At 69.3% G+C, this 12,506-nt stretch carries 12 protein-coding genes; all 12 read left to right on the top strand.

Features of this window, described 5'->3' with window-relative positions; translation table 11 throughout:
• Positions 1 to 22 precede the first annotated feature (22 nt).
• The 12 genes from Q5Y72_RS09335 (at position 23) to Q5Y72_RS09390 (ending at position 12,467) form a co-directional block, all read left to right on the top strand.
• Complete coding sequence (locus Q5Y72_RS09335; protein WP_305963149.1) at positions 23 to 1,210, top strand: MalY/PatB family protein; 1,188 nt, start codon at positions 23 to 25, stop codon at positions 1,208 to 1,210.
• The gene (locus Q5Y72_RS09340; RefSeq protein WP_371930799.1) at positions 1,207 to 1,782 is read left to right on the top strand and encodes a L,D-transpeptidase family protein; all 576 of its coding nucleotides are present in this window, start codon (positions 1,207 to 1,209) and stop codon (positions 1,780 to 1,782) included. The genes Q5Y72_RS09335 and Q5Y72_RS09340 overlap by 4 nt, the downstream gene beginning before the upstream one ends.
• Before the next feature lie 105 nt (positions 1,783 to 1,887).
• Positions 1,888 to 2,847 carry an acetyl-CoA carboxylase carboxyltransferase subunit alpha gene (locus Q5Y72_RS09345; RefSeq protein ID WP_305963150.1) on the top strand — a complete coding sequence of 320 codons (960 nt, stop codon included), beginning with the start codon at positions 1,888 to 1,890 and terminating at the stop codon, positions 2,845 to 2,847.
• 176 nt (positions 2,848 to 3,023) lie between these two features.
• A complete protein-coding gene (locus Q5Y72_RS09350; RefSeq protein WP_305963151.1) occupies positions 3,024 to 3,500 on the top strand; it encodes a MarR family winged helix-turn-helix transcriptional regulator in 477 nt (158 codons plus the stop codon).
• A 65-nt stretch (positions 3,501 to 3,565) separates the two neighbouring features.
• Positions 3,566 to 4,669, top strand: coding sequence for a C4-dicarboxylate TRAP transporter substrate-binding protein (locus tag Q5Y72_RS09355; RefSeq protein WP_305963152.1), 1,104 nt, complete (start codon positions 3,566 to 3,568; stop codon positions 4,667 to 4,669).
• 65 nt (positions 4,670 to 4,734) lie between these two features.
• Positions 4,735 to 5,274 carry a TRAP transporter small permease gene (locus Q5Y72_RS09360; protein WP_305963153.1) on the top strand — a complete coding sequence of 180 codons (540 nt, stop codon included), beginning with the start codon at positions 4,735 to 4,737 and terminating at the stop codon, positions 5,272 to 5,274.
• Positions 5,274 to 6,554 carry a TRAP transporter large permease gene (locus Q5Y72_RS09365; RefSeq protein WP_305963154.1) on the top strand — a complete coding sequence of 427 codons (1,281 nt, stop codon included), beginning with the start codon at positions 5,274 to 5,276 and terminating at the stop codon, positions 6,552 to 6,554. Before Q5Y72_RS09360 ends, Q5Y72_RS09365 begins: the two co-directional genes overlap by 1 nt.
• A 15-nt stretch (positions 6,555 to 6,569) precedes the next feature.
• A complete protein-coding gene (locus Q5Y72_RS09370; RefSeq protein WP_305963155.1) occupies positions 6,570 to 7,334 on the top strand; it encodes an SDR family NAD(P)-dependent oxidoreductase in 765 nt (254 codons plus the stop codon).
• The gene (locus Q5Y72_RS09375) at positions 7,331 to 8,128 is read left to right on the top strand and encodes a crotonase/enoyl-CoA hydratase family protein (RefSeq protein WP_305963156.1); all 798 of its coding nucleotides are present in this window, start codon (positions 7,331 to 7,333) and stop codon (positions 8,126 to 8,128) included. Before Q5Y72_RS09370 ends, Q5Y72_RS09375 begins: the two co-directional genes overlap by 4 nt.
• A 21-nt stretch (positions 8,129 to 8,149) precedes the next feature.
• The gene (locus Q5Y72_RS09380; RefSeq protein WP_305963157.1) at positions 8,150 to 10,033 is read left to right on the top strand and encodes a feruloyl-CoA synthase; all 1,884 of its coding nucleotides are present in this window, start codon (positions 8,150 to 8,152) and stop codon (positions 10,031 to 10,033) included.
• Between the two features lie 11 nt (positions 10,034 to 10,044).
• Positions 10,045 to 10,920, top strand: coding sequence for an amidohydrolase family protein (locus Q5Y72_RS09385; RefSeq protein WP_305963158.1), 876 nt, complete (start codon positions 10,045 to 10,047; stop codon positions 10,918 to 10,920).
• The gene (locus tag Q5Y72_RS09390; protein ID WP_305963159.1) at positions 10,917 to 12,467 is read left to right on the top strand and encodes an acyl-CoA dehydrogenase family protein; all 1,551 of its coding nucleotides are present in this window, start codon (positions 10,917 to 10,919) and stop codon (positions 12,465 to 12,467) included. Before Q5Y72_RS09385 ends, Q5Y72_RS09390 begins: the two co-directional genes overlap by 4 nt.
• The last annotated feature ends 39 nt before the right edge of the window (positions 12,468 to 12,506 follow it).

Below are 12,506 nucleotides of genomic sequence, written 5' to 3' on the forward strand. Positions count from 1 at the left end.
CCCCCACCCGACGCGAGGCCCCATGACCAAGCCCGATTTCGACGAGATCATCGACAGGCGCGGCACCCTATGCTCGAAATGGGACGACATGCAGGCCGCCTATGGCGTCTTGGCCGAGGATGACGGGCTGGCGATGTGGGTGGCCGACATGGATTTCCGCCCCCCCGCCGCCGTGCAGCGCGCGGTCGAGGCGGTCGCGGCCCATGGCGTCTACGGCTATCCCGGCGCCCATGCGCCCTATCTGGCCGCGATCGGCTGGTGGATGGCCAACCGCCACGGATGGGACATCCGGCCCGGCTGGGTGCTGACCTGTGCCGGTCTGGTCAATGGGGTCGCGATGGCGCTCGAGGCCTGCACCGGCCCCGGCGACGGCGTGGCGGTGATGAGCCCGGTCTATCACGCCTTCGGCCGCATCGTCCGCGCCACGGGGCGGACGCTGCTCGAACTGCCGCTGGCCGACCGCGACGGCCGCTATCACATGGACTGGCCGCGCTGGGAAACGATGATGACCGGGCGCGAGACGATGCTGATCCTCTGCTCGCCGCACAATCCGGGCGGGCGGGTCTGGACGCCCGACGAACTGCGCGAGGTCGCCGCCTTCTGCCGCCGCCACGACCTGATCCTGGTGTCGGACGAGGTGCATTGCGACCTGGTCATGCCGGGCGCGCCGGCCCATACCGTCACCGCCCTCGCCGCACCCGAGATCGCCAATCGGCTGGTGACGCTGAACGCGGCGACCAAGACCTTCAACATCGCCGGCGCGCATCTGGGCAACGCGATCATCGCCGACGACGACCTGCGAGCCAGGTTCAGGGCAGCGCTGGCCGCCCGCGCGATCTCGCCCGGCATGTTCGGCATGGACATGGTCGCCGCCGCCTATTCGCCCGAGGGCGCGGCATGGGTGGATGCGCTGGTTGCCTATCTCGACGGCAACCGCCGGCTGTTCGACCGGGGCGTGAACGCGATCCCCGGCCTGCGCTCGATGCCGCTGGAGGCGACCTACCTTTCCTGGGTCGATTTCTCGGGCACCGGCATGGCGCCGGCGGAATTCATCGCCCGCGTCGAGAAGACCGCCCGCATCGCCGCGAACCACGGGGCGACCTTCGGCGCCGGCGGCGACAGTTTCCTGCGCTTCAACATCGCCACGCCGCGCGCCCGCGTGGCCGAGGCGGTGGCGCGCCTCACCGACGCCTTTGCGGACCTGCAATGAGGCCGACGGCACGACTGTTCCGGGCGCTGACCCTGGCCGGGCTGGCCTGGGCCGCCTGGGTCATGCTGGCCCCGCCGCAGCAGGTGGTCAGGCCGCCGATGCGGCCCTCACCCACCGCACCCGGCACGGCCCCGCCGGGCGCGCCGCTGGCCGGTCCGGTCGACCGCATTCTCATCGCAAAGTCGGCCCGGCAACTGACCGCATTTCGCGATGGCCGGCCCGTGAAGAGCTATCGCATCGCCCTTGGCTTCGCGCCGGATGGAGACAAGGCCCGTCAGGGCGACGGACGCACCCCCGAGGGCGTCTTCCGCATCGACCGGCGCAATGACGCCAGCGCCTATCACCTGTCCCTCGGGATCGACTATCCGCAGCCGCAGGACCGCGCGCGGGCGGCGGCGGCGGGCGTCGATCCGGGCGGCGACATCTTCATCCACGGCCAGCCGAACCAGCGCCCCGCAGGCGAGGTGCTGCCGGGCGACTGGACGGCCGGCTGCATCGCGATCTCCGATGCCGAGATCCGCGAACTCTTCGCCGCCACCGCCATCGGCACCCAGGTCGAGATCCGCCCCTGACGGGGGCCGGGATGCGCAAGTCGCCGCGCCGCGGCCGCGTTGCAATCCGCCCCGCAGGCGATCATATAGGGACCACCCCGCGAACAGCCCCGGAGCATCCCGCGCATGGTCTATCTGGATTTCGAAAAGCCGCTGGCCGATATCGAGGGAAAGGCCGAAGAACTTCGCGCCATGGCCCGCAAGGCGGAGGACGCCGTCGATGTCGAGAAAGAGGCCGCGGCGCTGGACCGCAAATCCGCCGACCTGCTGCGCGATCTGTACCGCTCGCTTGACCCCTGGCGCAAGACGCAGGTCGCCCGGCACCCCGATCGCCCGCATTGCCGCGACTATATCGACGCGCTGTTCAGCGAATACACTCCCCTGGCGGGCGACCGCGCCTTTGGCGACGATCACGCCGTCATGGGCGGGCTGGCGCGCTTCAACGATGCGCCCTGCGTGGTGATCGGCCATGAAAAGGGCAACGACACCAAGTCGCGCATCCACCACAATTTCGGCATGGCCCGGCCCGAGGGCTATCGCAAGGCGATCCGGCTGATGGACATGGCGCATCGCTTTGGCCTGCCGGTCATCACGCTGGTCGACACGCCCGGCGCCTATCCCGGCAAGGGTGCCGAGGAACGCGGCCAGTCCGAGGCGATCGCCCGCTGCACCCAGAAATGCCTGGACATCGGGGTGCCGCTGGTCAGCGTGATCATCGGCGAGGGCGGGTCGGGCGGCGCGGTGGCCTTCGCGACGGCCAACCGCATCGCGATGCTGGAACACTCGATCTATTCGGTGATCTCGCCCGAGGGCTGCGCCTCGATCCTGTGGAAGGACGCCGACCGGATGCGCGACGCGGCCGAGGCGCTGCGGCTGACGGCGCAGGACCTGAAGAAGCTGGGCGTCATCGACGGGATCATCGCCGAACCCGTCGGCGGCGCGCAGCGCGACCCCGCGGCCGCCATCGCCTCGGTCGGCGCCGAGATCGCCGCGATGCTGGCCGATCTCGCCGACCGCAAGCCCGCCGACCTGATCCGCGAGCGGCGGCAGAAATTCCTGTCGATGGGCTCGACCTCGCTGGCCTGACCCGGCGCAGATTGGATCCGGGGACCGTCGGCGCTGATCCGCCCGGCGGTCCCCTTGCGTTGCGCGTGGCTGCGTCACGTATCCTCAGGGCGGGACGGCGCCGACCGCACGCAGGTCCGTTTATTGTTATTGACTATAACCATTATTCATCATACCCATCTTGGCAGGAGGAACGCATGGCGCAACCTGACGAATCGCCCGACGACCGGACCGGCCCCATCGTTGAGGATCTCGTGCTCGGCTCGCTGATCGGATACCGGCTGAAGCGCGCCTACATGCGCATCCAGCCCGAGGCTCAGCGGGTTCTGGCCGAGGACGACCTGCGCGTGGTCAGCTTTTCCTGCCTGTCGATCATCGCCGACAATCCCGGCATCGTGCAGGCCGAACTGGCCCAGGCCCTGCAGATGGAGCGGTCCAACCTTGTCGTCATCATCGACGAGCTGGAGGACCGCGGCCTCATCACCCGCACCAAGGTGCCCACCGACCGCCGGCGCTATGCGCTTGGGGTCACGCTGCGCGGGCACCATCTGCGCGACCGCGCGGCACAGAACATCCGCGAGGCCGAGGATGCTGTCTTCGGCCGGCTGGACGAGGACGACCGCGCCACCCTGATCGCGGCGCTGCTGCGGCTGGAGGGCCGCGCCACAGCCTGACGGAAGACCCGCGCGCCGGCAGAGGAGGCCGGCCGCGACAAAGAGCCATCCAAGGGAGGAACCCCATGAAAACGCGTATTCTCGCGACGGCCGTCGCATGCTCGATGGCCACCCTGGCCGCAACAGCCTCGGCCGACACCATCCGTGCAACCAGCGGCTTCGGCCCCAACCACGCCATCGCCCGCGACGTCTATCCGACGATGTTCGCCAAGCTAGAGGAACTGACCGAGGGCCGCTGGACCGGACAGGATACCCCCTCGGGGCTGGTCGCGCCGAACGAGATGTCCACCGGCCTGCGCGATGGAATCACCGAATTCGGCCCGCTGCTGATGCCCTATTTCGTGGCCGAGTATCCCGAAAGCGGGGTCGTGACCGAACTGTCGATGCTGGGCTCGAATCCCGGGGTGGTCTCGTCGGCCGTCACCGAATACATCGCCACCTGCGAGCCCTGCCTGGCCGAGTTCGCGCGGAATGGCCAGGTCTATCTGGGCTCGGACGCAACGCCGCTTTATCAGCTTCTGTCCACGAAGGCGGTGCGCAGCGCGGCCGAGATGCGCGGCATGAAGGTGCGCAGCGGCTCGCCCTTCTACGCGGCCTTCATCGAAAGCCTTGGGGGGGTGGCCGTGCAGATGCAGTCCAGTGAACTGTTCGAATCCCTCAGCCAGGGCGTGATCGACGCGACCATCAGCTCGCCCCACGAGATCATCTCGAACCGGCTGGGGGACGTCATCGGATACGTGACCGAGATCGACCAGGGCCTGTTCAATGGCGCCGCCACCGGCACCGCCAGCCAACTGCTGTGGGACCGGATGGACGCCACTGACCGCCACGCGCTGGCGACTGCCGCGCAATACGGCATCGCCGCGGGCCTTGCCGGCTTCGACGCGCAGATCGACGAGGTCCGGGCCGAGAAGCTGGTGGAATTCATCGAGCCCGACGAAAGCCTGATCGCCGCGCGCGACGCGTTCAATGCCGATCGGCTGGCCGCCGCTGCCAGCATCCTGCAGGATCGGGGCGTCGCGGACGCGCAGGCCAAGATCGACCGCTACGCCGCGCTGGTCGAGAAATGGGAAGGGCTGGTGACGCCCGGGATGACGGCCGAGGACCTCGGCGCGCTGCGCGAGCGCGAGATCTGGTCGCAGGTCGATTTCGCGGCCTACGGCCAGTAAGTCCCCCGGCGCGCGCCGGACCGCGGCGCGCGCCCAGCCTTGCCCCCCAACCCCCGGAGGATCGGATGCTGAAACCGGTCGAGGCCGCGATTGCGCGGTCCAGCATGGTCATCGGCGGCCTCGTGCTGCTGGCCATGATGCTGCAAGTCGTGGTGGACGTCTTCATGCGCGCCCTGATCGGCGCGGGCTTTCCGGCCACGCCCGATCTTGTCGGCAAGTACTACATGGTCGCCGTCAGCGTGCTGCCGCTGGCCCTGACCGAGGTGAAGCGACGCCATATCGAGGCGACGATCTTCACCCAGGGCCTGTCCGGTCGGGCGCTGGCTGCGGTGCATCTGTTCGGCTTTGCGGTGTTCGGCGGCGTGCTGGCGGTGCTTCTGCAAGGCTCTGCGGGCGAGGCGATGCGGCAGACGGCGCGCGGCGCCTATATCGAGGCCGGCACCATCCGCTTTGTCACCTGGCCCAGCTACTGGATCCTGCCCGTGTCGTTCGGGCTGGCGCTGTTGGTGATTGCCATCCGCATCCTCGAGGTGCTGACCGGCCGCTTCACTGACGGCCACCATGACCCGCTGGATCAGCTTCAGGCCCTCGAGGAGGACGCGTGATGGAACCCGTCACCATCGGCATTCTGGCCCTGGTCGCGCTGCTGGCGCTGATCGCCGCCCGCGTGCCCATCGCCGCCGCACTGATCGCCGTGTCATTCCTTGGCATCTGGGCGGTCGCGGGGCTGCGCCCGGCGCTGTCGATGCTGTCCACGATCCCCTATACCACCTCGGCCAGCTGGACCCTGTCGTCGATCCCGATGTTCCTGCTGATGGGCTATGTCGCCTATCATTCCGGGCTGACCCGCGGGCTGTTCGAGGCGGCGCGGGTCTGGTGGGGCTGGATGCCGGGCGGGCTGGCCATCGCCTCGCTGGCCGGGGCCTCGGGCTTCGCGGCGGTGTCGGGCTCGTCGGTGGCCTGTTCGGCCGCGATCGGGCGCATCGCGGTGCCGGAAATGGCCCGGCAGGGCTATGACCTGCGCATCGCCACCGGCTCGGTCGCGGCGGGCGGCACCATCGGCGCGCTGATCCCGCCCTCGATCATCCTGATCCTCTACGGCATCCAGGCCGAGACCTCGATCAACCAGCTGTTCCTGGGCGGGCTGTTCGTGGGCCTTGCCTCGCTGGCCTTCTATGTCGCCGCCGTGCTGGTGGTCTGGTGGCGCGATCCGTCGCGGCTGCCACGGGCCGAGGCCTACACGATGGGCGACCGCTGGCGGAAGACGGCGCAGATCTGGCCGGTGCTGCTGCTGATCGGGGCGGTGTTCGGGGGCCTTTTCTCGGGCTTCTTCACCGCCACCGAGGCCGGCGCCTTCGGCAGCTTCGTGGCGCTGCTGATCGGGCTGGGCCGCCGCTCGCTCAGCTGGGTGGGCTTCAAGGAAAGCCTTGTCGATACGCTGCTGTCCTCGGGCTCGCTGTTCATCATCGCCATCGGCGCCAACCTGTTCACGCGGCTGGTCGCGATGTCGGGGCTGTCGATGCAGATGGGCGCCTTCGTCGAGGGGCTGGGGCTGGGCACCTTCGCGCTGCTGCTGGCGATCATCGTGATCTACCTCATCCTGGGGATGTTCCTCGAACCGATCGGCGCCCTGCTGCTGACCCTGCCGCTGTTCCTGCCGATCCTCGCGCAGCACGGCGTGGACAAGCTGTGGTTCGGCCTTCTGGTCGCCAAGCTGCTGGAAATCGGGATGATCACCCCGCCGGTCGGGCTGAACGTCTTCGTCATCCATTCGGTCGCGCGGGACTATGTGCGGCTGGAACAGGTCTTTGCCGGGATCGTGCCGTTCATCCTGGCCGACCTGGCCCTGGTCGCGGGCCTCGTGGCGCTGCGCGGCTTCATCTGAGCGAAAGGAACTGCGATGCAGATCGACGGACAGATCGCGCTTGTCACCGGCGCCGGCAGCGGGCTGGGCGAGGCCACCGCAAGACGGCTGGCCGCGCAGGGCGCACGGGTCGCGGTCATGGACCTGACCGAGGCCGCGGCCCGCCGCGTGGCGGATGATATCGGCGGGCTCGCGATTGCCGCCGATGTCGCGGACCCGGCCGCCGTTGGGGCGGGTTTCGTCCGCGTCTCGGCCGACCTGGGCACGCCCCGGATCGTGGTCAACTGCGCCGGCATCGGCAGCGCCGCCCGCATCCTGCCCCGCGACGGCGGCCTGTCGCTGGAACTGTTCGAGCGGACGTTGCGCGTCAACCTCTATGGCAGCTATGTCGTCCTCAGCCACGCCGCCCGCGCCATGGCCGAGGCCGCGCCGCTGGACGCGGACGGCGCGCGCGGGGTGATCGTCAACACCGCCTCGGTCGCCTGGCAGGACGGCCAGATCGGCCAGGCGGCCTATGCCGCATCCAAGGGCGGCATCGCCTCGCTGACCCTGCCCGCGGCCCGCGAGCTTGCCCGGTGGGGAATCCGCGTGATGACCATCGCCCCCGGCCTTTTCGAAACCGCCATGAGCGCGGGCCTGCCCGCCGAGGCCCGCGCCGCGCTGGAGGCCGGGCTGCCTTTTCCCGCCCGCATGGGCAAGCCCGAAGAATACGCGATGCTCGTGCAGGCCATCGTCGAGAACCCGCTGCTGAATGGCGAGGTGATCCGGCTCGACAGCGCCGTGCGCCTGCAACCCAAATGACCCTGCTCAAGGAGGACGCCATGTCCGATCACGCCACCTACCTGACAACCGAACCGGACGGCCAGGTCGCCACCATCACCCTGGTCCGCACCGCCAAGCGCAACGCGATGAGCGACGGGTTGATCGCCGCGATCGAACACGCCTATGCAACCCTGCCCGCCGAAGTGCGGGTGGTCATCCTGACCGGCTCGGGCGGGCATTTCTGTTCCGGCCTCGACCTGTCCGAACATGTGAACCGCAGCGCCGAAGAGGGCGTGCATCACTCGCGCAACTGGCACCGGGTGATGGAGATGATCCAGTTCGGCGGTCGCGTGACGATCTCGGCAATGGCCGGGGCAGTGATCGGCGGCGGCCTCGAGATGGCCGCGGCGACGCATGTGCGCATCGCCGAGCCCTCGGTGATCTTCCAGCTGCCCGAGGGGCGGCGCGGGATCTTCGTCGGCGGCGGCGCCTCGGTCCGGGTGGGCCGCATCATCGGGCCGGACCGGATGGTGGAAATGATGCTGACGGGACGGAAATACGGCGCCGAGGATGGCCTGCGACTGGGGCTGACCCATTACAGCGTCGCGGAGGGGGAGGCGCTGCCGCTGGCCCGCAAGCTGGCCGCCGAGATCGCCGGGAACGCGCCGATGTCGAACTATTTCATGGTGCAGGCGCTGGCCCGGATCAACGACATGTCGCGCGCCGACGGGCTGTTCACCGAAAGCCTCTGCGCGGCGCTGGTCCAGACCACGCCCGACGCCGAGGAAGGGCTGCGCGCCTTTCTGGAAAAGCGCCCGCCGGTTTTCCGCTGACAGCGCGAAAGGGAGGAGAGAATGACCGACATACCGCCCCTGACCGCGGACAACACCGCCGAACGCGCCGCCTGGGCACGCGGCCGCACCGTCACCCCCTGGGTGCCGCATGACACGATCCGCGAGGACCGCCCGGACGGCACCATCCTGCTGCGCGCGGCGCAGAAGATGGACCCGGTGGCGCCCAATACCGGGCACTGGCTGCACCGCTGGGCCGAGGCCGCGCCCGATCGCGTGGCCCTGTCCGAACGCGCAGGTCCGGCGACGGACAGCGGGCCGTGGCGCGATGTCACCTATCGCGACCTGCTGGCGCAGGTCCGTGCCGTGGCCTCGGCGCTGCTGGCGCGGGGCATGGGCGCGGGCGACTGCATCGCGATCCTGTCGGGCAACGGCATCGACCATCTGGTCCTGTCGCTGGCCGCGCAATATGTCGGCGTCCCGGTGGTGCCCCTGGCAGAGCAGTATTCCCTGATCGATGAGGCGCATGGCCGGCTGGTCTTCGTCCTCGACAAGGTCCGCCCGCGGCTGGCCTTCGTGGATGACGCGGAACGTTACGCCGGCGCGCTGCGTCTGCCGCAACTGGCCGAGGTCGAGATCGTCGCGGCCCGTCCCGAGGGCGCGCCGCGGGCCGTCACGGCCTTTGCCGACCTGCTGGCCGCGCCCGACCATCCCGGTCTGGAAACGGCCCATGCCGGTGTCGGCCCCGACACGCTGGCCAAGATCCTGTTCACCTCGGGCTCGTCCAGCGAGCCCAAGGGAGTGCTGACCACCCACGGCATGATGTGCGCCAACCAGGCCCAGATGGCCCCGGTGATGCCCTATCTGCGCACGCATCCGCCCCGCGTCACCGACTGGCTGCCCTGGAACCACGTCTTCGGCGGCAGCCACAACGTCAACATGATGCTGGCGAATGGCGGCACGCTGACGATCGACCAGGGCAAGCCGACCGCGCGCGGCTTTGCCACCACGCTGGCCAACCGCCGCGACCATCCCGGCACGCTGGCCTTCAACGTGCCGGTGGGCTTCGCGATGCTGACCGACGCCGCCGAGGCCGACGCCGAGACGCGGGCACGGCTGTTTCGCGATCTGGACCTGATCTTCTATGCCGGAGCCTCGCTGCCGCAAGAGGTCTGGCTGCGGCTGGAGCGATTCTGCATCGAGGAGCGCGGCGGCCTGCCCATGATGGCCTCGAGCTGGGGGCTGACCGAGACGGCCCCGGCCTGCGTGATGGTCCATGAACCCATCGGCCGCTCAGGGGTGATCGGCGTTCCGCTGCCCGGCGTCGAGGTCAAGCTGATCCCCGATGACGAGATGCGCTGCGAGATCCGCGTGAGGGGGCCGAACGTCACGCGCGGCTATTACGGCGACCCCGGCAAGACCGCCGAGGCCTTCGATGCCGAGGGCTTCTTCATCACCGGTGACGCGGTGCGGCTGGTCGATCCGGCCGACGCCTCGCGCGGGCTGATCTTCGATGGGCGGGTGTCCGAGGATTTCAAGCTGGACACCGGCACCTGGGTGCAGGCCGGGACGCTGCGCATGACCGTGCTGGACCGGCTGAGGGGGCTCGCGCAGGATGTGGTGATCTGCGGCCATGACCGGGGCGAGATCGGCCTGTTCGTCTTTCCCCTGCCCGGCCTTGCCGCGCCGGATGCCGCCTCGCGGGGCGCGCTGGCCGACCCGCAACTGGCCGCCCGGATCGAGACCGCCCTGCGGGGGCTGAACGAGGGCGCGACCGGATCGGCCAGACGCATCACCCGCGCGCTGGTGCTGGCCGAGCCGCCGGTGCTGGCCGCCCAGGAGATCACCGACAAGGGATCGCTGAACATCAAGAAGATCCTGACCCGCCGCGCCGCCCTGCTGGAACGGCTTTACGACAACGAGGACCCGGCGCTGATCCGCGTCTGAAAGGAAACCCGATGATCGATTTCGACAAGATCCGCGCCATCGACTTTCACACCCATGCCGAGGAACCCTGCGGCTGCCATGCCGATGATGGATATGACGACCTGCAATCGACGATGGCCAGGTATTTCGGCGCACCCTGGCAGCACCCGCCGACCATCGACCAGACGGCCGCGCATTACAGGCAGGCCAATATCGCGGCGGTGATCTTTCCGGTCGATGCAGAACGCGAGACGGGCTATCGCCGCTATGACAATTACGAGGTGGCGGATGCCTGCGCGCGGCATTCGGACATCCTGATCCCCTTCGCCTCGATCGACCCGGCCAAGGGCCGCATCGGCGCCCGAGAGGCGCGCGATCTGGTCCAGAACCACGGCGTCCAGGGCTTCAAGTTCCACCCGACCATGCAGGGATTCTATCCCAACGACCGCGCGGCCTATGTCCTTTACGAGGCGATCGCGGAAAGCGGCAAGCCCGCCCTGTTCCACACCGGACAGACCGGCGTCGGTTCGGGGATGCGCGGCGGCAACGGGATGCGGCTGAAATACTCGAACCCGATGCATATGGACGATCTGGCGGTCGATTTCCCCGACATGCCGATCATCCTCGCCCACCCCTCGTTTCCCTGGCAGGAAGAGGCGCTGGCCGTCGCCCAGCACAAGCCGAACGTCCATATCGACCTGTCGGGCTGGTCGCCGAAATACTTCCCGAAGATCCTCGTGCAATATGCCAACACCATGCTGCGCAGGAAGATGCTGTTCGGCAGCGACTGGCCGATGATCGCGCCGGAAAAATGGCTGGATGCCTTCGACAAGGCCGATTTCCGCGACGAGGTGCGCCCGCTGATCCTCAAAGAAAATGCCATGCGCCTGCTGGGGATCGCGCCATGATCCCCTTCCGGGCCCCGGTCGATGACATCTTCTTCAGCCTGCGGACCTTCGCGGGCGACGTGCCTTGCTGGGATGCCGAGCTGTCGCACGAGATCGTCCGGCATTTCGCAGGCTTCGCCGAGGGCGTGCTGGCGCCGCTGAACGCACCGGGCGACCGCCAGGGCTGCCGGCTGGAGGACGGCAGGGTCGTCATGCCGGACGGCTTCGCCGCCGCCTATGCCGAACTGGCGGGCGCGGGCTGGCAGGGGCTTACCGCGCCCGAAGACCATGGCGGGCAGGGGCTGGACCATCTGACCGCTGCCGCGATCTCGGAGATCTTCACCGCCGCGAACCATTCGCTGCAGATGGTGACCAGCCTCGCCGCCGGGGCCATCGAGACGCTGATGGCGCATGGCAGCGCCGCGCAGCAGGCCGAATTCGTGCCGCGCCTCGCCTCGGGCGCGTGGCTGTCGACGATGTGCCTGACCGAGGCGGGCGCCGGGTCGGACCTGTCGCGCATCCGCTGCCGCGCCGGCCGCGCGGGCGATGCCTGGCGGATCGACGGGCAGAAGATCTTCATCTCGGGGGGCGACCAGGACCTTTCGGCGGGCATCCTGCATCTGGTGCTGGCCCGGACCGGGGCGCCCGAGGACGGGGTGAAGGGTCTGTCGCTGTTTCTCTGCCCCGCCGAAGTCGCGGGCCGCCGCAACGCCGTCACGGTAACCCGGATCGAGGAAAAGCTGGGGCTGCACGCCTCGCCCACCTGCCAGATTGAATTCGACGGCGCGACGGGCTGGCTGATCGGTGCCGAGGGGCGCGGGCTGGCGGCGATGTTCACGATGATGAACCACGCCCGCATCGACGTGGCCCTGCAGGGCGTGGCCCATGCGGCCCGCGCCCATGCCATCGCGGCGGCCTATGCGGCCGATCGCCATCAGGGCCGCACCGCCGATGGTCGCCCTGCGGTGCTGGCCGACCACCCTGATGTGCGGCGGATGCTGGACGAACAGCAGGCGCTGGCGATGGGGGCGCGCGCGATGTGCCATCTGGCGCTGGCCGAGATCGAGCGCGCCGAGCGTCCGGCGCTGGTCGAGTTCCTGACCCCGCTGTGCAAGCTGTTCGGATCCGAGGCGGGCATCCGCGCCGCCGATCTGGGCATCCAGGTCCTGGGCGGCTATGGCTATCTGGAGGAATACGGGGTCGCACAGATCTGGCGCGACGCGCGGATCACCGCGATCTACGAAGGCACGAACGGCATCCACGCCGTGACGCTGGCCACCCGCGGGTTGCGCCTCGCCGAGGGCGCCGCGCAGGGCGATTTCGGGGCGCTGATCGGACGCCTTGCCGGGGATGATCCCGCGACCATCGCGGCGCTGGCTGCATGGCGCGAGGACGCGACCCGGATCGGGGCATCCGACGATCCGCTGCCGCTGGCCCATGATTTCGCGCACCGAACCGCACGGCTGCTGCTGCGTGCGGTCTGGCAGCGCATCGCGGCCCGCGCAACGGGCGAGGGCCGCGCCGATGCCGGCGACCTGGCGCGGATCGCGGCGGCCCTTCCCGCCTGATCGCGCCGCCGCGACAGTCGCCAGCCGCGAAGACACCAC

This window comes from Paracoccus spongiarum (assembly GCF_030732095.1).
GTDB lineage: Bacteria > Pseudomonadota > Alphaproteobacteria > Rhodobacterales > Rhodobacteraceae > Paracoccus > Paracoccus spongiarum.